Source organism: Enterococcus mundtii (genome assembly GCF_002813755.1).
In the GTDB taxonomy this organism is placed as follows: domain Bacteria; phylum Bacillota; class Bacilli; order Lactobacillales; family Enterococcaceae; genus Enterococcus_B; species Enterococcus_B mundtii.
On record NZ_CP018061.1, the window covers coordinates 352002 to 375090 of the forward strand.

General features: G+C 36.8%; 20 protein-coding genes and 2 pseudogenes. 16 read left to right on the forward strand and 6 right to left on the reverse strand.

What is annotated here, in order from left to right:
• Nucleotides 1-42 precede the first annotated feature (42 nt).
• A complete protein-coding gene (locus EM4838_RS01660; protein ID WP_071866721.1) occupies nt 43-819 on the forward strand; it encodes a DeoR/GlpR family DNA-binding transcription regulator in 777 nt (258 codons plus the stop codon).
• Nucleotides 820-1080: 261 nt separating this feature from the next.
• Here EM4838_RS01660 and EM4838_RS16775 read toward each other — a convergent pair.
• Nucleotides 1081-1209: pseudogene (locus EM4838_RS16775) on the reverse strand (tyrosine-type recombinase/integrase); the annotation flags it as partial.
• Between EM4838_RS16775 and EM4838_RS01670 the strand changes: the two are divergent.
• The 4 genes and pseudogenes from EM4838_RS01670 to EM4838_RS01685 form a co-directional block, all read left to right on the forward strand.
• A pseudogene (locus tag EM4838_RS01670) lies at nt 1203-1975 on the forward strand (M23 family metallopeptidase); the annotation flags it as partial. The pseudogenes EM4838_RS16775 and EM4838_RS01670 overlap by 7 nt on opposite strands.
• Nucleotides 1976-2087: 112 nt before the next feature.
• Nucleotides 2088-2609, forward strand: a complete 522-nt coding sequence (locus EM4838_RS01675) for an EF0163 family protein (RefSeq protein ID WP_100917228.1) — start codon at nt 2088-2090, stop codon at nt 2607-2609.
• A gap of 23 nt (nt 2610-2632) precedes the next feature.
• Nucleotides 2633-3046, forward strand: coding sequence for a hypothetical protein (locus EM4838_RS01680; protein ID WP_100917229.1), 414 nt, complete (start codon nt 2633-2635; stop codon nt 3044-3046).
• Nucleotides 3047-3642: 596 nt separating this feature from the next.
• Nucleotides 3643-5685, forward strand: a complete 2043-nt coding sequence (locus tag EM4838_RS01685; protein WP_081367460.1) for a S8 family peptidase — start codon at nt 3643-3645, stop codon at nt 5683-5685.
• A gap of 528 nt (nt 5686-6213) precedes the next feature.
• Here the strand turns inward: EM4838_RS01685 and proC are convergent.
• The 3 genes from proC to EM4838_RS01705 all read right to left on the reverse strand — a co-directional run bounded on the left by proC (nt 6214) and on the right by EM4838_RS01705 (nt 9392).
• A complete protein-coding gene (gene proC, locus EM4838_RS01690; RefSeq protein WP_071867630.1) occupies nt 6214-7032 on the reverse strand; it encodes a pyrroline-5-carboxylate reductase in 819 nt (272 codons plus the stop codon).
• A 795-nt stretch (nt 7033-7827) separates the two neighbouring features.
• Nucleotides 7828-8385: a hypothetical protein gene (locus tag EM4838_RS01700; protein ID WP_071867628.1), complete on the reverse strand. Its 558-nt coding sequence runs from the start codon at nt 8383-8385 to the stop codon at nt 7828-7830.
• Between the two features lie 524 nt (nt 8386-8909).
• Nucleotides 8910-9392 carry a hypothetical protein gene (locus EM4838_RS01705; RefSeq protein WP_071867627.1) on the reverse strand — a complete coding sequence of 161 codons (483 nt, stop codon included), beginning with the start codon at nt 9390-9392 and terminating at the stop codon, nt 8910-8912.
• Between the two features lie 526 nt (nt 9393-9918).
• Here EM4838_RS01705 and EM4838_RS01710 point away from each other — a divergent pair.
• A complete protein-coding gene (locus EM4838_RS01710; protein WP_071867626.1) occupies nt 9919-12306 on the forward strand; it encodes a DEAD/DEAH box helicase family protein in 2388 nt (795 codons plus the stop codon).
• 113 nt (nt 12307-12419) lie between these two features.
• Here EM4838_RS01710 and EM4838_RS01715 read toward each other — a convergent pair whose 3' ends face one another.
• The gene (locus EM4838_RS01715) at nt 12420-13229 is read right to left on the reverse strand and encodes a DeoR/GlpR family DNA-binding transcription regulator (RefSeq protein ID WP_071867625.1); all 810 of its coding nucleotides are present in this window, start codon (nt 13227-13229) and stop codon (nt 12420-12422) included.
• 146 nt (nt 13230-13375) lie between these two features.
• On the opposite strand from EM4838_RS01715, the gene EM4838_RS01720 reads away from it, so the two are divergent.
• From EM4838_RS01720 to fucO, 10 genes are read left to right on the forward strand one after another with little or no spacing between them, the layout of a single operon-like run.
• Entirely contained in the window at nt 13376-14062 is a 687-nt protein-coding gene (locus EM4838_RS01720; RefSeq protein WP_071867624.1) for a class II aldolase/adducin family protein, read from the forward strand.
• Nucleotides 14063-14080: 18 nt separating this feature from the next.
• The gene (locus EM4838_RS01725; RefSeq protein WP_071867623.1) at nt 14081-15553 is read left to right on the forward strand and encodes a rhamnulokinase; all 1473 of its coding nucleotides are present in this window, start codon (nt 14081-14083) and stop codon (nt 15551-15553) included.
• A complete protein-coding gene (locus EM4838_RS01730; protein WP_071867622.1) occupies nt 15546-15962 on the forward strand; it encodes an RbsD/FucU family protein in 417 nt (138 codons plus the stop codon). The genes EM4838_RS01725 and EM4838_RS01730 overlap by 8 nt, the downstream gene beginning before the upstream one ends.
• A 20-nt stretch (nt 15963-15982) precedes the next feature.
• A complete protein-coding gene (locus tag EM4838_RS16780) occupies nt 15983-16675 on the forward strand; it encodes an ATP-binding cassette domain-containing protein (protein WP_233433761.1) in 693 nt (230 codons plus the stop codon).
• A 9-nt stretch (nt 16676-16684) separates the two neighbouring features.
• The gene (locus tag EM4838_RS16785) at nt 16685-17482 is read left to right on the forward strand and encodes an ATP-binding cassette domain-containing protein (RefSeq protein ID WP_233433762.1); all 798 of its coding nucleotides are present in this window, start codon (nt 16685-16687) and stop codon (nt 17480-17482) included.
• The gene (locus EM4838_RS01740; protein WP_071867621.1) at nt 17483-18490 is read left to right on the forward strand and encodes an ABC transporter permease; all 1008 of its coding nucleotides are present in this window, start codon (nt 17483-17485) and stop codon (nt 18488-18490) included. It begins immediately after the preceding gene.
• A 46-nt stretch (nt 18491-18536) separates the two neighbouring features.
• Nucleotides 18537-19184 (forward strand): substrate-binding domain-containing protein, encoded by a 648-nt coding sequence (locus tag EM4838_RS16995; protein WP_250645100.1) that lies wholly within the window; start codon nt 18537-18539, stop codon nt 19182-19184.
• On the forward strand, nt 19150-19629 hold the full coding sequence (locus EM4838_RS17000; RefSeq protein WP_250645101.1) for a substrate-binding domain-containing protein: 480 nt from the start codon (nt 19150-19152) through the stop codon (nt 19627-19629). Before EM4838_RS16995 ends, EM4838_RS17000 begins: the two co-directional genes overlap by 35 nt.
• A gap of 18 nt (nt 19630-19647) precedes the next feature.
• Nucleotides 19648-21432 carry an L-fucose isomerase gene (locus tag EM4838_RS01750; protein WP_071867620.1) on the forward strand — a complete coding sequence of 595 codons (1785 nt, stop codon included), beginning with the start codon at nt 19648-19650 and terminating at the stop codon, nt 21430-21432.
• A 40-nt stretch (nt 21433-21472) separates the two neighbouring features.
• Nucleotides 21473-22636 carry a lactaldehyde reductase gene (gene fucO / locus EM4838_RS01755; RefSeq protein ID WP_071867619.1) on the forward strand — a complete coding sequence of 388 codons (1164 nt, stop codon included), beginning with the start codon at nt 21473-21475 and terminating at the stop codon, nt 22634-22636.
• A 129-nt stretch (nt 22637-22765) separates the two neighbouring features.
• Here fucO and EM4838_RS16425 read toward each other — a convergent pair whose 3' ends face one another.
• Nucleotides 22766-22942: a hypothetical protein gene (locus tag EM4838_RS16425; RefSeq protein ID WP_157811365.1), complete on the reverse strand. Its 177-nt coding sequence runs from the start codon at nt 22940-22942 to the stop codon at nt 22766-22768.
• Between the last annotated feature and the right edge of the window lie 147 nt (nt 22943-23089).

The window sequence follows — 23089 nt, forward strand, 5'->3', positions numbered from 1 at the left end:
TTTTCTTTTATAATGAAACAAAACAAAAAAAGGTGATAAAAGATGGACGATCAATTGTATGCAGAAGAAAGAAAGCAATCAATCGTAAATATGGTCAATGAGAAAAAGCGAATGCAAGTCTCAGAACTTGTAGAATTTTTCAATGTGACTGGGTCAACGATTCGTAATGACTTGCGAGAACTTGAAAATGAAGGTCTAGTGACACGTACGCACGGTGGGGTCATTAAACGAGAATTTCAGCGAAGTGTTGAAATTATTCCGAAAAGTCGTGAGTTGACAAGTGAAAAATACAAAATTGCTGAACAGGCGGTTCAATTGATTGAAGAAAATGACATCTTGGCGATTGATACAGGAACATCTTGCCGTGCATTCGTCGAAAAATTGATCACTAGTCCATTGAAACAGTTAACGATCTTGACTTATGATCTTGAGATTGCCTTGTTATTAAGTGAAAAAACAAATTATCAAGTACAAGTGATCGGTGGGACGATTCGAAATGGCTATCCTTATGTGTCAGGAAGTTCCGTAGCACTTGGGTTGGCTGGATTTTCCGTAGATAAAGTTATTTTGGGGACCACTTCTTTTGATAAAGATTATGGATACTCAACCCCTAATTACGAAACAGCAGAAATGAAGAAAAGTTTGATCAATATCGGGCGCATAAAAATCGTATTAAGTGACTCGAGTAAGATCAATCAACGCAGTTTCAAGCAATTTGCGAAACCTGAAGACTGTGATTATTTAGTCACGGATGCCCATATTACGCAAGAACAGCAAAATGAAATCAATGCACTGGGGATCAATCTATTGATCGTTTAAAAAATATACTGCAAACAAAGCGGCCATATTAAAAGGATCCAACCGAAACCAAGACGACAGCCACGAAAATTGCGCGTTCAATTTTTGTGGCTGTCGTCTCGTAACGCGTAGATCGTAGGTTCGATCCTTATAACTGGTATACGATAAAAGCAGTCATATCATGGCTTTTACGCCTTCGATATGACTGCTTTTTGTTTTTGTTGAAAAGGGAATGACTAAAAATGCCTACTTACAATAAGTTAGTTAGAGTATTTGGTTATTTTATAATTCAAAAATATCATAATCATCAAATTTATCACTCATTGATTTTTGTGAGTTAGGATACAAGTGACCATACGTATCTATAGTTGTAGTTATCGAGGCATGTCCTAGTCTTTCTTTAAGGGACAGCTCGTGGTGTCGGCGGTTCAGAAGGTGGAAATCATATGAAGTTTCCGAATAAAAAATCTACCTTTAGTTATTATGGCTATATGGTGGCTTCACAATCGAATTTTAATGCGTGTGTGGGGAATAAAAGTCCTAGTGAATGTTTATTGATACTAGGAAGAGGCAGTTATGCTACGGCTGGTATTACAGAAAGTAGTCCTTATTTTACAGGTTGTATGTCAATCATTCAGTCGAATAATCTGACACAATATGATGATTTTGCGATCCAAAAATGGAAAGATTTTGGTAGTAACATAAGTGGCTCAGTTGGTGGTGGCTGGGTATGGCCGTTCCCAGAAGTCGGACAAGGTCTTTTGCAGGTGGTCAATTATTTGGTAAAAATCCTGGTGGGGAATTTCGAGAAAATGGTTTTCACAACGGATTGGAGTTTGGATCGGTAGATCACCATGGAAATGAAATTCACGCCATTCATGGTGGAACGGTCACTTATGTTGGAAATCCTGGTATTTCGGGGTTAGGTGCTTGTGTGATCGTCATTAATGGTAGTGGATTAAATATGGTTTATCAAGAGTTCGCCACAAGTACCAGCAATGCAAAGGTTAAAGTAGGTGATAAGGTCAAATTGGGAGACGTAATTGGCATACGTGATACAGAACACTTGCACTTAGGAATCACGAAAAAAGATTGGTTACAAGCGGAATCAAGTGCGTTCACAGATGATGGAACGTGGCTTGATCCATTAAAGATTATCACTACTGGTAAATATTGATTGTTCGCTTTTTACGTTGGATTTTTTTCATTTTATTTGACTGCAGTCAGAAAAATAAACGCAAAAACCGAATGTTATTTGTGAAATCAATTTTGAAGAAAAGAGGGAAATGATGAAACGAATTACTTGTATCATTTTATTATTGATTGGTCTCCTATTTGTTGGAGTGAAGTATCATGAATTACAAGAAAAGTATTACGATAAAGAAGCTACTATCGCGAACTTAAAAAACGAAAACAGTGAACAATCGGTTGTTATATCAGAGCCACAAACTGATAGCAATGAAGAAAAAGCCGATAAAATAAAAGAAAAAGATATTCTTGAATCTTTTGTGGATGCTTATGTCAATTTTCATTCCATTGATAATCGAAATCAATCGGTTATGAACTTTGTAACAGAAGATTGTCAAAAAGAAAATGCACTGGATATAGAAGTTCATGCAGATTTTGATAGTACGGGAACGATTGAACGTAGCTATCAAGACTTAACTGATCCAGATAGTTTTATTGTGGTTGGAAAGGAAGAAAGTCGTGGTGCTTCGCATGAATTTTTGATGAAGGTTCATTTTAGCGATGACAAAATAAACTTTTATAATTACCAATATTGGCACAAAATTAAATATCATTTGTTTTAATAAAACTAAAAGGAGTTTTTTTTATGAAACGTTTAGTAGGATTTTCTTTGTTATTGATCTCTCTAGGGATTTTTGGGGCTTGTAGCCAAACTAATAAGCTTGATGAGAATGCCCAAAAAGCAGAAAAAGAAGTGCTTGCTTTTTATAATGAAATAAATAAAGAAAGTCGAGAAGAAGAACATGGCTCCAGCTTTGAAGGAGATTTAACAGAAGAAAATGTAAAGAAAGTTTATTATTCAGGAGAAGATTTTAATGAGTATATCTTTGTTACAGAAGAACAATTATATTCTGATCCACAATTGAAGGAAAAAGAAAATAAAATTACTCGTCATTATCTTTACAAAGATAGCAAATCACATGTAATCAGTGATAAAGAATTTGAAAAATTGATTAAAGATGAAAGTAATAACTTCGAGAAAATTTATGAAGTTGATTAAACAGAGATACAGTAGAGATGGTACTTAAATTTGAATGACCACAAGTCGCATAGAGCCTTTAACAGCTATTTGATAGTTGTTAAAGGTTCTTTTTCGTTTTAATACATAAACGTAATAGAGTTTGTTCTATGGGATCAAGAGAACGATTTTTAGGGTTAATAGAGGAGAAGCAATTTGCGAGTTTTAATAGGTATCCTTTAATGGCAAATAATTAGCAAGAGATTTTGATAATTACAAAAAAGTAAAAACTGATTTGAACTATGCTCATGTAAAAAATTTTAAAGATCGTTTGAATCAACTGTTGATTTAACCGAGAAATTATTTATTATCTTTAGGTATAAATAATGAATAGTTAGTTATTTTATTGCTCGAAAAAGAGCGGTATATACTTATCTATCGAAAATAGTAAACTATTTACTTTTCTAATTATATTATTTGAAAATCCGAAAAATGAGCACATAAACGATTATGATTTTAGGGTGTTTTTTTATGAATGATTGTGAATTTATTAACAATTACATGATAATCTGTTTTTGAGTTAGTGAATAAGTAAATAGAGCTGACTCTAAAATAAAAACTATTAGGAGGAGATGAAAATGAAAAAGTTTAAGAAAAAAATATATTTAGGATTGGTTGTTGGTGTGAGTATGTTTGGATTCATTGTTCATACTAAACAAGTAAATGCTGATACTCAACAAAAAGAAATGATCATGAGTCAATTAGGTGAATCTCAAAGAGAGTATGTACCAAATGAGGTAATTGTCAGTTTAAAGGCCACACAGAGAATCTCAACAGAGAAGAATAAACCACAGAAGTTACTAGGTGTAAATATTATGGTGGAAAAAGATTTGACTCTTAGAACAAATGAAAGCGATTATAACAAACGAGATCAAGTATTATTAGTGAAATTGAGCGAAGAAATTAGTGTAGAAGAGGCAGTAAGAACATTTAATGCTTCTGATATGGTCAACTATGCAGAGCCAAACTATGTTGTTGAACTAGAGCCTTTGAACGAGGTTGAAGAACCAAAAGTAAATAATCAATTAGAGAATCAATCAATTATTCCTAACGATCTTAATTGGAGTAAACAAGGTAATTTAAGAGATATTAGTATGCCAACGGCTTGGGAGGAAACCAAAGGTTCTAAAGATGTTAAGGTAGCGGTAATTGATTCAGGAATCGATTATCAACATGAGGATCTTTCCGAGAATGTAGATGCCAGCTTGGGATACGATTTTTTTGATGAAGATTCAGATCCAATGGATACTATGGGACATGGGACACATATTGCAGGAATCATTGGCGCACAGACGAATAATGAAGTAGGTGTAGCCGGTGTAAATTGGGATGTTACAATGGTGCCTATACGTGTATTTGGTAGTAGTGGAGTTGCTGCTGTCGCAGTTATGATTGAAGCTATTAATTATGCGACTGAAAAAAATTTTCCAATTATCAATTATAGTATGGGCAGTTTAGGTTACAGTAGCGCAGAAGAAGAAGCAATAAAAAATTATCCTGGGTTATTCGTAGCAGCAGCAGGAAATAACGGAATAGATACAACTGATCAACCTTTTTACCCAGCTTCTTTGGATATCCCTAATATTATTTCTGTAGGAAATTCTATTGGTTATAAACGTTACTTTAATTCAAATTATAGTAAAACAGGTGTCGATTTATTTGCCCCAGGGACGCAAGTTTATAGTACAGTTCCAGGTTATCTTAAGTACTCATATAAAACAGGTACCTCTATGGCGACACCACATGTCACTGGTAGTGCTGCATTAGCTCTATCACTAAATCCTGACTTATCTATCGAAGAATTAAAAAAAATTATATTAAATAGCGTTGATCCGTTTTACGAACTGTCTGATCTGTGTCTCACGGGCGGAAGACTAAATACGAATAATGTCGTACGACAAGTAGCTGGTAAACTTACTGCATCTAATATTACACTAAGTTTAAATAGTGAATGGTCAGATGAGATTGCTAAAGAGATGTGTCATGTTCAATGGATTGATCAATCAGGAGAAGATTTAACTGATCAAGTTGTTGTTCTAAAAAATGAAGTAGACATATCTAACTTTGGTGATTATGAAGTAGTCTTTGCAACTCCAGACTTAACCGATCAACTCGCAGTGACAGTGACTATCCCTCGATTGCGGGCACTTACGCTAGGTAAAGGAACAGCAACCATTGATATTGGTTCTGCATGGGACAGTAACATAGCCATCGATACGTTCCAAGTCAAAGCAATAGATGATTTTGGGAATGATATTACAGATCAAGTACAGGTCACTATTAATGCAAATATTGATACAATTATTTCAACGGAAGCAACGATAAAATTTGAAGTTCCAGAATTGGGATTAGCGGATTTAGGTGTACTGAATATTACTGCAAAAAATAGTACCATTGAAGGATTGAAGGAAGTTAGGATCAATCAAGGAACACAATGGAATAGTTCACTGGCTAAAGAAATATGTAATATCACAGCAGCTAATCCAGATGGAGTAGCTGTGACAGAAGCAGTTAAAGTAATAGAAGATAATGTGAATCCAAATGAAATTGGTACTTATAATGTACAATTCAAAGTAGGACTTGATGGACCTAAGTTTAGTACAACAGTAATTGTGGAATAGTATTTTTTTAATTTACCAGGATAAGGTTTTTTGAAACTGTAGTTAGATGTTAATTTCTTTCTAGTGTTTAAAAAATATGACCAATATCATATTGCTATTATATTTGGAATAGTGTGTGGATGAGACATTTAGATACTGGCAATATAATACAAAGCTTATCAGCACTTATAATCTAGATGAATAGAAAATATCTGTAGTTATTTTATAGAAAAATAAACTAGTAACTCTAAAAATAGAAGCTATATAAAATCTTTCATGTAGCTACAAACTAAAAATAATTGTAACTATTTTGATGCTAACTAGAGTGGGACAATAATCAGAAAAATTCTAATTATTGTCCCACTTTAGATTACATATTTGATAATCCCAAGAAAGAGTGAGTGACCATTGTATTGATATAAACATCAATGTTCCTCATTTTCCATAAGTTGGAAGTAATTTTCTTCCATACAAGGATTGTTTAAATGTTGTCTAACCTATTTCTACAAATTCAAATCAGTTATGAAGACGGAGATAGTCACTAAACATCTATTTTTGTTGATTATTCATTTCATTATCCTTAGCAATTGTAGCATCAATTCCTTTTACAACAGTTGATATAAAAGCATGATCTTCCAAAGCTAATAGACCGGCTACTGTAGTACCTCCGGGAGAGCTTACGCGATCAATCAATGACCAAGGAGATTCTTCACTTTCAAGGATCATTTTTGCACTACCTAAAACAGCTTGTGCTGCAATCTGAGTAGCTAGATCTTTCGGTAATCCATGCTTAACACCTGCTCTTGCTATACTATCAATAAAAAGAAATGTATATGCTGGGGAACTACCTGCTAAAGCAGTGAAATTTGAAAAATACTTTTCATCTAATTTCCAAGCAAAACCGATAGAGTTAAACATATCAAGGACATAATTCAACTGTTTATCTGTTACATATTCATTTCCACAAATGGCAGCAGCAGTTTCTCCGACGATAGCATTTATATTAGGCATGACCCGTACGATTGGAAGTTCTTCATTGGTTTGTAGAAAATTATATATTTTGTCCGTTGGTGTACCAGCAGCAATTGATATTAGTAAAGGTCTCTTTTCCAATATCTGATTTTTTTCAGAAGCTAATATCCTTTCAATAACTGTTGGCTTTACAGATAGTACCACCATATCTACTAAACCAATCAATTGTGAATTAGAAGTGCAAGCTGTTGCTCCAATATTTTTAGCAAAAAGTTGCACTTTTTCGGACATTATATCAAAAAGGTAAAGCTCGTCTGGAGAAGCAAATTCTTTTTTAATAATTCCTTTAATAATTGCTGAAGCCATATTGCCGGTTCCGATAAATCCTATTTTCATACTATTCCTCCTAATCTGATGTAAAAAGAGTCATCAAAGTATTTTTCTGTAAACAAATGTTTAAATTAATTATAGAGGAAAGGTTTGAATATTATGATCTGTTTTCGGATTATTAAAAGATAGAAAAATAGGTATCCAAATTAATAGGATGAAGTCGAAACCTGTTAATCTTATATGTATATATGAAAGAAGTTGGACAAAATTAACTTTAGTTACTAAAAAAGGATTTCACGAATATTCGCAATGAATGTTCGTGAAATCTTTTTCTCTACACAACAAAGAGAGAACCTACTATTTATATAAGTGCTAAACAAAAATGATGAAAGAAGCTCTTCGACGTTTAAAGGTCACAACACAGCATAAGTCATTGTACCTCTAGATTTAGAATTGATGGAACGAAAATTCATGCAATGCAAATAAGAATTCAATTGTATGGACAAAAATCGAGTGAAATGAACAAAAGTTGTATAAAAAATCAGCTACGCTATGTCATGGTCTTGTTAAAAAATGAAGTTATTTCCCTCATTGAAATACAACGAGAGATCTTTATACTTTATGAACTAAAACAACTTGAAACAATTATAATACTTTTAGAAATGTGGGATTTGCTACTACGCCTCCTTTAATATACGGAAATTTCCTAATAAGAAGGTATATGTAATAATGAGGGCTACGATCCAACAGGTAACACAAAAGATGTCGCGCAAGATTTTTATGATAAGTGTTGGTATTAGAATATTCCGCAATAATAAAAGCATGTAGAAAATGAGCTTACAATACAGAGTAAGCTCATTGCTATGGATGTAAAGTGGGCTCGTTTTTAAACCATCTCATCTTACTAATTATAAATAAGTAAAATGGGTTTTTTATTGATTTTCTTAGTTGTCTAACACACTTAATAAAAATATCAAATTCATTTACTGCATTTTGGGAATAATGAAAAGAATATCCTTGGATACCACTTGCTGTATCTGGATGTTCAACTTTTTTGTAGTCATGCAAAATTGTACTTAGAATAAGTTCATATTGTGTTGTTTGAACATGTAAGCCCTCAATCAATCTTAAAGTCTTTTGATTCAGTAAAGGATAAGATTCTTTTATTTTAGATATAGAATCATAAATAGGATGAAAGTATTTTTGTTGCATGGGAATAATATCTAGTTCAAGTTTATTATTGTTAGCATAGAAAGTATTTAATACTTGTTCAGCAAGTTGTTCAATTCCATGTAATTCTAATAACACAATATTTCTAGTCTCGCTTTTAGAATTCCAGATTGCTGCAGTATAAGATCCAATTACACCAAAAAAACCTCCTAAAAAAAAGAATAAACTATCCCAGGATAGCGTCTGCATAAAATTCCTCCTTTAATATCTGATGTTATTTATTATGTTAGCAAAAAAAACAAAAAAATAAATATTAAAAGTAAAAAAATATAGGCTTTTTATGTTCAGAAAAAACCATATAAAATCCCTCGATTTAGATATTTTTAAATATTCTATATGGTAGTTTATCATTTGATGTCAAATGATATTTAATAAAGGTGCAATATTAAAAAATAGAAGGGGTTACTACTGTTCCCACGGTTTATTCGGTTTTAGTAGGTGTGAGAGGGCAAATGCCCACTATCATGTATCTAGGTTCGGATGAAACTATAAAAATACTGGTAGAAGATGTTTTATTTAATTGCGACGAACAAATGCTCCAAAAGGACACGTTATTACAGGATAAATCACTGATATAGAATTTACTGAATACGTTTGATTCTAAAGCAATTAAAACATACTAACGAATTAGTGGGCAAAATATTCCGTCAATATCTTGCCCACTAATCGTTAGTATGTGTAAAGTTCTTATTTCTTAAAATAATTAAAAAGCACTATTTGTTTAGTAAATCTTCTCCATTGATTCGTACCATAGGAATATAGTCAAAAGAACTGTCATCTACTATATAATAATACTGTGCCTCTGGATACGTACTAACATCGTCACCAATAATGTGGGTTAAGTCATCAGGATTAACTAGTATATTCCCAACTTTTGTAGAAGTATAGATGTTAAATACTGGATTATCAGAACCATACACAGTATAGGCGGCTTTAAAACCAATTTCAGATGAATGGTCATTCGTCTTTGTTCCTGTTAACACATTATTTTCAATAGATAATGAAGTGATGGTTTCTCCAAATCTATCACTAGATAAGTTTGCAAAAGGAATGTTAGTAGTTTCCTTAGTAGTTAATTCAACAGACGTCTCATTTGGTCCAGCTACATCTGCAAATACTGCTGTTGTATTAATCAGAGCTTGTCCTAGTGTTGCAGTAGTCATGAAAGTTGCCAGTAATTGTTTTTTGTTTAACATTATATCACTCCTGTAATTAAGTTTTAGATTCCGGAATCAAATATATTATAACTAAACAAAACAATTTTTTTTATTTTTGTCATAAAATGTTTATTTGAATACATAATTGTTTTGGTGTCTATTTTAGCCCTTTTTAAAATGCAAAAAATAATTTTATTATTTTTGTTGATTTGATATAGCAAAACATAGGAATATAGGAATATTTCCATGTGAAATAATTATATTATATAGCGCTGATATCGGTTAGTATGTAATCTATATGTAGTTTTATGTATGAATCGGTTAAATAATAATTTCTTCATAGTTCAATTAATATGTTATTTTTTATAGACTCAAAAATGTCTAAATTATTTGATGGAAAGCAAATATAAAGGAATATATGTAATAAAGTAGTTGTTTTATCAAAGTTAAGTTTTATAAATATAGAATTTATTTACTTAGTTTGCGTAGGAGTTGGTTCTTGCAAGCGGATTATACTATAATTGCTTTAAACTAGTTCACAGAAAATATTTCGAAAGGTTGGCCTATGTCGAAGATCAAATTAAGAACCTATCAGCAGCGAGTAATCAATCAGTTAACGGATTATTTAGAGAACGACAGTATTCATATTGTCGCTCCACCTGGATCAGGAAAAACAATTTTAGGAATAACGATCATTGAGAAAATACAGAAAAAAACGTTGATTTTAGTTCCATCTTTATTGTTGAAGCATCAGTGGATCGAAGCTATCCAGCACTTCTATTCGCAATGGGAAACTTCGGAGTCGCTTCTTCAACCGGCAGAAATCACAGTCACTACTTATCAGGACTTATACAGTAAAGGCGAGGCGTTACGCGATTACTTTGAAGAACAACACATTCAATTTCTAGTATTGGACGAGTCTCACCATCTCAAAAAAAATTGGTCTGACTTTCTCTTAGATTTAAAGAACCAAACCACAGGTCTGCAATTATTAGCTTTGACTGCGACGCCACCTTTTGATGCAAGTCAAAAAGACTGGCAAACGTATATTCAATTGACAGGAGCAATCGATGAAGAAGTTTCTGTATCTGAATTGGTCAAAGAAGAGGTTTTGGCACCCTATCAAGATTTTGTTTATCTTGTTCCCGTCACAAAAGAATCAGAAGAGACATTTGGTGCTTTTTTAGAAACACAAAATCAAATCGTGACAATCCTTTTTAGTAACGAGGAAGTCACAACGTTCTTGTTAGACCAGCCGTTCATTCAGGAGCCGCTAAGCCATACTGGATTTATTTATAAAAATTTTTCAGTGTACTTGGCTTGTCTGTTCTATCTAAATGAGCAAGAGTATCAACTGTCGAAAGATCATTGGCAGGTACTAGGGATTAAACGAAAACGCATGACTGTTCCGTCACAATCCAAAGACAGTATCATTGATTTGTACCAGTATTTGTATCAAGTCGCGCCACAATTAGCTATTTTCCCTTATCTAGAAAAAGTAGGTTGGCTCTCGAATCAGAAGCTGACTTTTTACCCCGCATTCAATGGCAAAGAATCAATGAATGTGCCATTGATGAAAACCGCGATTGAACAGATCCTTGTAAAGGAAGAATTCTATCAAGGACCAAACTTACGTTGCGTGATTTTATTTGATCGCATCAAGAAAGCAGTGCTGGAGGGACAAGAAGGGTATTTGGAATATGGTCTTGGACTCGCTTTTTTAGACTTGAAGAATCTGATCCATGCAGAAACAGTTTTAGCGGCTATTTGTGGTGAGTTTCTTATCATTAATCAAGAAATCTATCACAGTCATTTTTTGACGTACCAAGAATATCGTAGAGAGATCCAGGTTTCTGGATATGTCTATTTACAGATGACGCAACAAAATCGTGGTAGCTTATTGGCGCTAACTACTCAACTGCTTGATTCTGGAAAAATACATGTATTGATAGGTACAGTCAGTTTATTAGGCGAGGGCTGGAATTGTCCAGCAATCAATACGATCATTATGGGGAATCAAGCTGGTTCATATGTACAGACCCAACAAATCAGAGGACGTGGATTGAGGAAATTTGGAGAAACAAAACTAACGAATATCTGGCATATTGCACCCATTATTCCCAATATTCCACTAAGTGAACAGCCTTTCTTTCGTTTTGTTCGAAAACGTTTAGGTTTCATTGAGGGCTTGAATCTTCTTGATATCCCTTTGATTTCAACAGGAAGTGAACGATTTGAATTGCCAGATTTTCCTGATCTTCAGACGATTGCTAACTATACTCAACATCAACTTTATCAGGCAAAAGAACGCGATAAGCATTTACGATTGTGGCGAGAAGCATTGGAAAGAAGGACACATCTATCCATGCCGTTGTTCATTCGGAAACAGACATCAGAAAAGAATGAGAAAAATGAGAGCTCGCTTTACGAAACAAAAAATAGTCAGAGACAATCATTCGTTCAAGCGATTATTACAGGGAACTTACTGGCCTATTTCCAATTGAAGAAAAAAAGAAAACAGTGGCAAAAATATTGCCAGATGCAGCAAAAACTAGTGGAGACCAATTATCGATTACTTGTTCATGAAGGTATCTTAAATACAACTATTCCATTAAACATTACTTGGGATGATGACCGCTTCTCTTGTGAGATCATTGCTAGTTATTATCAAGAAAAGATATTCAATGGCGTAGTCAAGGAGACATTAGGAGTCATAGACGATCCACGATACTTATTGAAAATAGGAACTACTTATTTTGCATTACCTGCTCGTTATGGTAAAAATAAAAACGACGCCCAATCTTTTGCAAAAGAAATCAAGAAATCGTATCCCTTTGCCGAGATCCACTATACCAAAAATCTTTCAGAACGCAAACACTTGATGAATGCACGAATGAACAGTTTACTGACAAGCGATCAGTTAGAGATCAAAGAGCAGAAACTGTGGCATTAGTTTGAAACAAGGGTGGGAGAAGGAGGAGTTTTCTTCCACCACAAATTGATAAGACGGTGCCACCAACCCACTCGCATTCCTTAAATCGGATAAAAGTGTGCCAGAAGTAACCATTAATTTTGATAAGGAAAAATGATATCCAAGTCATGATCATCAAAAGTAGCTAAATAATTTTTGCTAGGCTCACAATTTGTAACTAAAGCGTTATAATCAAGGAAATCACCAATTTTAAAGAAGTGACTGGAACCAAATTTCGTATAATCAATCAAAAGAATGGTTTGTTTCGATTGCTTCATCATTTCTTTTTTTACTTGTGCTTGACTGAAACTTGCTTCATAAACGCCCTCTAGATCCAACCCTCTACACGAAAAAAAGGCTAAGTCAAATTGAAAAGAATCAAAGAGTGACTCATAGGAATTATTAATAACTGCACTAGAGTTTATTTTGACTTCCCCGCCGATAATAAAAACCTTCAATGCTTCGCTTTTCCCTTCACTTAAATCCAAAGCGATTTTTAAGCCATTTGTGATCACCACTAAATTTGGGATTGTTTTCAATAATGGCACAAGCTGTTGGACGGTACTACTCGAATCTAAAAAAATACACATACCGGGGGCAATAAAATCTTGAGCTAAATCAGCGATGATCTGTTTTTCTTTGATGTTCGAGGCTTCTCGTATGATGTGGGAAAATTCGGTATTCGTTGTTTTCGTTAAAATGGCTCCGCCGTGAGTACGCTTGATCGCACCACGTTCTTCTAGTTTCAATAAATCTCTCCTAAGTGTAGAAATACTACAGTGTAGATGTTGGCAGAGATCTTTATTTGAAGCTTGTTTTTTTTTGCTCAGAAACTCCATGATATCATTCAACCTTAATTCCGATTCCGTGTGAGCGCCTCCTTTTGGTTTAGTCGAGTATAGCATGTGCTTGAACACTTTTGAACATATCTGAATAAAAAAGAACGAAAATAATGATAAAAAATCAATCTTCGGTTTAAATCATCACAAACAAATGATAGCAACTATAATGGCGTTGTAAACGGTAACAAATAAAATCATGGAGGTCAATGATGAATGAAGAATTAGTAAAACAACAGATTTGTGATGTATGTAACAAGATGTGGCACCTGGGTTGGGTAGCAGCCAATGATGGGAATGTTTCAGCAAAATTAGCTGATGACATCTTTATTTGTACGCCAACTGGCATTAGTAAAAGTTTTATTACACCGGACAAGTTGATCAAAATCAATCGTAAGGGAGAAGTTTTAGAAGCAAATGGTGACTACAAGCCTTCAAGCGAAATCAAAATGCACTTACGCGTATATCAAGAAAGAGAAGATGTTGGCTCAGTCGTTCATGCCCATCCTCCTGTAGCAACAGCGTTTGCCTTAGCTCAAATCCCATTAGATACGTATTCTTTGATTGAGAATGCGATTGTTATTTCTTCCGTGCCAATCACGCCATTTGGGACTCCTTCGACTGATGAAGTCCCAGAAGCGATTACCCCATTTTTACCTGAACATGATGTCTTGTTACTCGAAAATCACGGGGCACTAGCGATGGGCTCAGATGTGATCACTGCTTATTATCGGATGGAAACCTTAGAATTAGTTGCTAAAACTTCTTTTCATGCAAGAATGCTTTTGGGCGGTAAAGCTGAAGCTGAGATTTCACAAGATAAACTACAAAAGCTATTTGAAATGAGAAAGAATTATGGTGTGACCGGCAAACATCCTGGATATAAAAAATATAGCTGAGAAAGAAAGGGAAGAGCGTTGAAGAAAAATGTACTCGCTTTTGATTTTGGCGCATCCTCTGGGCGTGCCATCATTGGTAGTTACGAAAATGGCAGGTTGGTATTAAAAGAAATCCATCGATTCCCAAACTATCCTTTGGAAGAAAATGGCACGCTTTACTGGGATATTGATTATTTATTTGAACAAATAAAAATAGGCATTCGACGAGCAACAGATGAATATTCGATCGATAGTCTAGGAATCGATACATGGGGCGTCGATTTTGGCTTATTGGATCGCGCGGGTCAATTGATCAAACGACCAGTGAACTACCGTGATCCTCGAACGCAGGGAATTCTGGCGGAGGCCGAGAAGTATATGCCACTCAAAGATATTTATCAACAAACGGGGAACCAAATGATGGAGATCAATTCGCTTTATCAGCTGTTAGCAGAACGGCAAAACAATCCGGAGTTTGATCAAGTGGCGACTATTTTGTTTATGCCTGATTTATTCAACTATTTACTCACAGGGAAAATCGTTGCAGAACGAAGTATTGCCTCAACTTCCCAATTAGTCAACCCGAGGAATGGTCGTTGGGATGAGAAAGTGCTAGAATCATTTGCTTTTTCGGAGAGCATATTTCCACCATTGGTATCTTCTGGGAAACCTTTAGGAATGATAAAAAAAGATATAGGATTACCACCAATAAAAGTGGTGAATGTCTGTGGTCATGATACCGCTAGTGCAGTAGTTAGTGTACCTTGTAACCAAGAATTTCTGTTTATCTCTTGCGGAACCTGGTCGTTGGTCGGTACAGAATTAGCTAGACCGATCATCAACGAAAAGGCATATAACTATAATTTAACAAATGAAGCTGGGATCAACCACACGACGCGTTTTCTAAAAAATTGTACTGGACTCTGGATCATTCAAGAAGTGAAACGAAATTTAGCAGAATTAGGTCGGGTGTATTCCTATTCTGAACTTGCCAATTTGGCGGATGATGCATCGGAATTTAAATGTTTGATCGATACGGATGATCTGACATTTATTGCTCCCGGGAATATGATCCAACGAATCCAACACTATGCTGCAAAAACGAAGCAAGCGATTCCGCAAACAGATGGCGAATTGGTGCGGTGTGTCTATGAAAGTTTAGCAATGAAATACAAGTATTGTATTTTAGAAATCATCGATGCTGTTGGAAAAGAGTTTGATACGGTCAATATCGTCGGTGGTGGTTCCCAGGCTGAAATCCTTTGTCAAATGGTGGCGGATGCTTCCAATATGCGAGTAAGCGCAGGTCCAGTTGAAGCAACTGCTATTGGAAATATTTCCGTGCAATTATTGGCAGAAGGCGTATTTAAAGATGTGAAGGAAGTGAGAGAGTGGATAAAAGAATTGATAGCGGTCAAATCCTATTTTCCGAGTACTAAAAAAAGAGAATGGGATAAAGAGTTTTCTAAGTATCAACAACTTTTAAAATCGGGGGAGAAAGCAAATGCTTAAAAATATTCCTAAAAATTTATCACCAGAGTTAGTCAAAGTTCTGATTGAGATGGGTCATGGAGATGAGATTGTTCTTGCTGACGGAAACTATCCAGCTGCTTCCAATGCAAAAAAACTCATACGCTGTGATGGTCTACCGATGCCAGAACTCTTGAAAAGCATCTTAGAATTATTTCCTTTGGATCAATACGTCGAACAGCCAGTAGCATTGATGGCTGTAGCTAAAGGTGATGAGACTAAACCTGCGATTTGGGAGGAGTATAAGGCGCTTCTTGATCAAGGCGTATCGATTGAATCAATCGAACGACAGGCCTTTTACGAGAGAGGAAAACAAGCGTATGCCATCGTCGCAACTGGGGAAGAAGCAATCTATGCAAATATTCTTTTGAAGAAAGGCGTTGTGAAATAATTTTAGGAAGCGGGGATAATATGGAGACGATATTAGATATGAAAGATGTTTCCAAGAACTTTGGTCCTGTGCAAGCGTTAAAAAATGCGGCACTCCATTTGAAAAAAGGAGAAGTTCACGCATTGATGGGGGAAAATGGCGCTGGCAAATCGACACTCATGAAAATTTTAACAGGGATTCATGGAAAAGACACTGGCTCGATCGTCTACGATGGAGCAGAAGTGGCATTCAAAAGCCCAAAGGAATCAATGGATGCCGGAGTGGTCATCGTTCATCAAGAGTTGAACATGATCAATCATCTGACAGTTGCGCAAAATGTATTTATCGGTAGAGAATCAATGAGAGGTTTTTTTACGAAAGATGATGAAATAAACAAACAGACGCAAGCTTTGTTCGATCGGCTGAATATGGATATCGATCCAAAAGAGAAGGTTGGAAATCTAACCGTAGGAAAAATGCAGATGGTAGAAATTGCCAAAGCAATCTCAATGAATGCGAAAATCGTTGTTTTTGATGAGCCAACAGCGGCCCTTACTGATTCAGAAATAAAAGAACTGTTTAAAATCATCGATGATTTAAAAAAACGTCAAATTGGAATCGTATACATTTCTCATCGGATGGATGAGATTAAACAAATCACTGATCGAGTAACGGTTATGCGAGATGGCGAATACATCGGGACGATCGACACCAAATCTTCTACAAAGGACTAAATCATCAATATGATGGTCGGCCGCGTCATTTATGAAGATCCCAAATCTCATTCTGAGATACCGGATGATGCCGAAACGGTACTTGAAGTTAAAAACTTGAGCATCGGAAAGCGTGTAAAAGACTTGAACTTCCAGTTGAAAAAAGGAGAAATTCTTGGTTTTTCTGGACTGATGGGAGCCGGACGTACGGAAATGGCCAGACTGATCTTCGGAGCCGATACACGAGACAATGGAGAAATTTTTATCCATGGAGAAAAAGTTGAGATCCAAGAGCCAAAAGATGCAGTGGCACATGGCGTCGGTTATCTATCAGAAGACAGAAAACAATATGGAGTGATCGTTGGTATGTCTGTGGCAGATAATATTGTCATGACCGATTTAGATAAGTATGTTCGTGGTGCATTGATCGATGATCGATCGATTGAACAAGAAAGTCAAAAATATATCAAATCTCTACAGATCAAAACACCCTCAGGCAAACAACTGATTCGCAATCTATCTGGAGGAAACCAACAAAAAGTCGTCATTGCAAAATGGTTGGAACAAGACAGTGACATTCTGATTTTTGATGAACCAACACGAGGGATCGATGTGGGCGCCAAGAGTGATATTTATGAGTTAATGACAGAGTTAACGAAAATGGGTAAATCGATCATCATGATCTCTTCTGAATTGACAGAGATCTTGCGAATGAGCGATCGAGTCATTGTCATGTGTGAAGGTAAGAAAACAGCTGAATTGGCAATATCGGAAGCAACACAAGAAAAGATTCTATATTATGCAACATTGAGAGAGGAAGTTGTTTAGATGGAAAATCAACTAGAAAATGTACCATCTCAAAAAAATAGTTGGCTAAAATCGATCATTGGTCGTATCGGATTGCAGCAATTGATCATTTTGATCGTCTTATTTTTGATTTATGGATTCTTTGCTTTTATGAGTCCAGCTTTTCGTACAAGCAACACCTTGACCAGTATATTAGACGCCTCTTATTACGTTGGATTTTTAGCTTTAGGGGTAACATTCGTCATCATCACTGGAGGAATCGATCTGTCGATTGGTACGAATATGATGTGTGCAGCGATAACAGGAGGTGTCATCTATAACCGTTTTGGCGCTCCGTTATGGCTCGCATTACTAGCGATCATCGCAATGGCTACAGCGTTCGGTCTGTTGAATGGTCTATTGGTGGCGAAACTAAAGTTACCAGCTTTTATCGCTACTCTAGGAACGATGATGATTACCCGAGGATTAAGCTCGATTCTTTCAAATGTCCAAACCGAAACATTTCCGTTACGAGATAGTGGGGATGGTTGGTATAAGTCGATTTTTCGGACGGGGAATAATTTCCCGACTGGTGTCATCTTATTACTCGTTATGGGCATTATTGCAGCAATCGTTTTAAATAAGACAAAAATCGGTCGATATATCTTTGCCATAGGGAGTAATAGTGAAGCAACTCGCCTATCAGGAGTGAACATTGTCCGAAGTGAAGCAACCGCGTATGTGATTGCCGGTTTCTTTGCAGGACTTGCAGCCATTGCTTATGCAGCAACATACACCACGGTCATGCCAGGAGCAGGCGCGGGATTTGAGATGGATGGGATTGCGGCAGTAGTAGTTGGTGGGACTTCATTAAGCGGTGGGGTCGGTTCGATTTTAGGAACGATGATCGGTGTATTCATCATGACTGTGTTAAAAATTGGTTTACCTTATCTTGATCTACAGCCTCATTACCAAATTTTTATCACTGGGTTTGTTGTGATACTTGCTGTTTATGTCGATATCTATCGGAATCGCAAGAAAGCAAAATAATCGAATATCTATTTTTTAGAACAAAAAACGTTTGGAGGAAATCAAATTGAAAAAACGTATGTGGAGTTTCGTTCTAGGAGTAAGTGTTTTATTTGGGATCGTTGGTTGTAGTAATGGGGACAGCGCATCTGACGCTGGAAATTCAGGCGATGGCACGGTGATCGAAGTTGTTGCCAAAGGCTTTCAACATGATTTTTGGAAAGCAGTACAGTCTGGTGCCCAACAAGCAGCAGATGAACATGGAGTTCGGATGAACTTTGTTGGACCAAAGGATGAAACAGCTATTGCAGAACAACTTGAGATGTTGAATAATTCGATCAATAAAAATCCAGGAGCCATTGCATTAGCAGCGTTAGATACCAATGCGCAACTGGATGCGATACAACAAGCACAAAGTAAAGGGATTCCAATCATTGGCTTTGACTCTGGTGTACCTGATGCTCCAGATGGCGCAGTAAAGGCAACCGCTGCCACTGACAACTATAAGGCTGGTGCGATTGCCGCAGAACATGCGTATGAAGCAATCAAAGAGCGAATAGCTGCAAATGATGTCTCTCGAATCGGCATTGTTTCTCAAGAAGTGAATTCACTTTCGATCTCACAAAGAACGGGTGGATTTATTGATAAGATGGTCGAATTGCTAGAAGAAGATAGTGGGGTTGGTCAGGGAAAAAATAGCAGTCACTGGGCATGATAAATTTAGAAATGACATCCAAGAAAAGGATGCAAAAGTAGTGATCGAATTACGTGTACCCGCTGAAGTAACTGATGCTGCCGGAAAAACAGAGGCGCAAGCATTACTTGAAAAATCGGATATCATCTGTGTTTATGGCTCGAATGAATATGGCGCAAAATCAATCATCAATGCGGATGATGGGCTAGGTGGACGCATTGGTATCACAGAGGATAAAGTGATTGCGATCGGCTTTGATTCAGGAGCCTTACAACAAGATGCGATTCGAAATGAACGGTTTTACGGATCAGTCACACAAAACCCTGTAAAAATAGGTTATGAGGCGGTGTCCTTAGCAGTAAAAGCAGCCAAAGGAGAGCCAGCAAGTGATGTCGATACCGGTGTGGAATGGTACAACAAAGACAATATTGATTCTCAAGAGATCCAAGAATTACTTTATCAATAAATAGGAGGAATAGATGATATGAAGAATTATCCTAAAATCGGTATCAGACCAGTGATTGACGGGCGCCAAGGGGGAGTTAGAGAATCCTTAGAAGAAAAAACAATGACCATGGCGCAAGAAGCAAAGCGATTGATTGAGAGTAGCTTGTATTATGCCGACGGAACCCCCGTACAATGTGTGATTGCAGATCGGACAATTGGTGGACGCGGAGATGCAGGAAAAGTACGTGACCAATTCTCTAAAGAGAACATCATAGCGACATTATCTGTGACGCCAAGTTGGTGTTATGGAACGGAAACGATGGATCTGGAATCAGATACGATCAAAGCCATTTGGGACTTCAACGGGACAGAAAGACCAGGAGCAGTCTATCTTGCTGCTGCAATGTCAGGGTATGCACAAAAAGGCTATCCAGCGTTTAAAATCTATGGACATGATGTCCAAGAATTAGATGACAACTCCATTCCAATTGATGTGAAACATAAAATCTTATCGTACGCACGTGGTGCGTTTGCTGTCGGTCAAATGAAAGGCAAATCATACGTAAATATTGGCTCATCTTGTATGGGGATCGCCGGTTCACAAGTGGATAGCAAATTTTTTACAGAGTATTTAGGGATGCCGATCGAATTTGTGGATATGACGGAAATACTACGTAGAATGTCACTTGAGATTTATGATCAAGAGGAATACAAGAAAGCGTTGAATTGGATCAAAAAGAATTGCCAAGAAGGAATCAATATCAACGAAGGTAAAAGCTTCCCAGACATCATCACCAAATCTAAAGTCATACCTGCGGATCAAGATTGGGAATTTATTGCCAAACAAGCAATCATCATTCGCGATATCATGTTTGGAAATGAAAAGTTAGCAGAACTCGGCTGGGAGGAAGAAGCTCGAGGACGAGATGCCATCGCTGGCGGCTTCCAAGGACAGCGGCAATGGACAGATTGGCTACCGAATGGTGATTTTACGGAAGCAATCATGGCTTCGACTTTTGACTGGAACGGCCCACGACCAGTGACAGCTTTTGCGACTGAGAATGACACCTTGAATGCAGTTTCTATGCTATTTGGGACACTATTGACAAACAAATCACCTATTTTTTCAGATGTTCGAACCTACTGGAGCCCAGAGTCTGTGGAGAAGACAACTGGCAAAAAATTAACCGGTCACGCTAGGAATGGTATTCTTCATTTGATCAATTCAGGTGCATCTACCTTAGATGGAACAGCCGCAGCTAAAGATGAAACCGGCAATGGGACGATGAAAGAATTCTGGAACATGACACAAGAAGATATCGATAGTTGTTTAAAAGCAACAGATTGGTGTCGAGCAAATTATGAGTATTTCCGTGGTGGCGGTTTTTCCTCCCACTTCAGAACGAATGCAGAAATGCCAGTTACCATGATCCGACTCAATATTGTAGATGGTGTCGGCCCAACACTGCAAATTGCTGAAGGATATACCTGTGTGTTAGATGAAGAGATCCATCATATTTTAGATGAACGCACAGATAAAACATGGCCAACTACGTGGTTTGCACCGATTTTAGGTTTACCAGGATTTGAAACAGTGTATGAAGTCATGAACCATTGGGGATCGAATCATTGTGCTACAGTACATGGTCATATCGGCGATGAATTGATCACGCTAGCAAGTATGTTACACATTCCAGTTGCCTTGCATAATGTTTCTGAAGAACGGATTTTCAGACCACATGTCTTTAGTGGTTTTGGGACAAAAGACCTTGAAAGTGCCGATTATCGTGCCTGTGAATATTTCGGTCCACGATATAAGTAGAGTGAAGAAAATCGCATGAACGAACGAAAGGATGAAACAAATGACAGTGAATCGTATGATCTTAAATGAAACCTCTTATTTTGGTAAAGGTGCTATTGCTCAAATCCCTGTAGAATTCAAGAATAGAGGGTTCACAAAAGCAGTAATCGTAACTGATAAAAATCTTGTCAAGTTTGGGGTTGCAACAAAGGTAACTGACTTATTGGATAATAAAGGAATCGAGTATCAAATTTATGATGGGATCATTCCAAATCCCACCATCGAAAACGTGAAGCAAGGAGTAGACTTCATCAAAGCAACAACTGCTGACTGTATCATTGCAATCGGTGGGGGATCACCGATCGATACAGCAAAAGCAATCGGTATGATCATCACGAATCCTGAATTTTCAGATGTACTCAGTTTAGAAGGCGTTGCGAATACCCAAAGTCCTTCTTTACCTATTTTTGCTGTTCCAACCACTTCTGGCACAGCAGCAGAAGTGACGATCAATTACGTGATCACAGATGAAGAAAATCACCGCAAATTCGTGTGTGTCGACCCTCATGATATTCCACTGGTTGCTTTTGTGGATATTGTGGATAGTGACTTGATGATGGGCATGCCTAAAGAACTGGCAGCAGCAACAGGAATGGATGCGATGACACATGCCATTGAAGGGTTGATTACAAAAGGCGCCTGGGAAATGAGCGACATGCTTCACCTCAAAGCCATCGAAATCATTAGGCGCTCGTTACGACATTCAGTCACTGGTGATATAGAAGCTCGTGAAGAAATGGCTTTAGGTCAATATATTGCCGGCATGGGATTTTCTAACGTTGGGTTAGGTTTAGTCCATGGTATGGCACATCCATTGTCCGCTTGGTACAACATTCCTCATGGTGTGGCATGTGCGACCTTACTACCGACAATCATGCGATACAATAAGGACTTTACAGCTGAAAAATATCGAGAAATCGCTAAAGCGTTGGCGATTCCAAATGCAGCTGAAATGAGCTTGTCAGAAGTACGCGATGCCGCTTGTAAGGCAATCGCTCAATTAAGTAAGGATGTCGGAATTCCTGAAACGATTTCTGAACTAGGTGTAAAAGCTGAGGATCTGCCGAATATTGCAGAAGATGCGTTTCGAGATGTATGTACACCAGGAAATCCACGAGATACCTCAGTGCCAGAAATCATTGAACTGTATAAGCGTTTGATGTAACTTCCAAAAGGGGAAAGTATAAACAATCAAGCACTTTAGTACACCAATACAAAGTAAAAGAATCAAGCTAAAACATTCCAGTTTAGCTTGATTCTTTGATATTTCTGAAATAGCATTTTCGTTTAGTCGTTATTTCCGGTTCTTGATCATATCAAAAACGTCATAAGCAACAAATCCCATTGCGAGTAGATAAAGCGCCCAAGTAAAGATCGAATTTGTGATGAATTGATAGTATAAATTCAAACTACAAAGGGTGTATAACGCTAAGCGTAGGAATGTGAATGGTTTGGAATGATAATTAGTCAAAATAAAAGCCTCCTGAAAGATACATATCCTATTTAAACAATAAAATACTAGTTACTTATAGTGTACGGTGAAAGCTATTTCATTGTCAAATTTCTGCAGGGGTCAAAGCCAATTAGCTCGCAAGAAGATACGAGTAAAAGCAGGTTT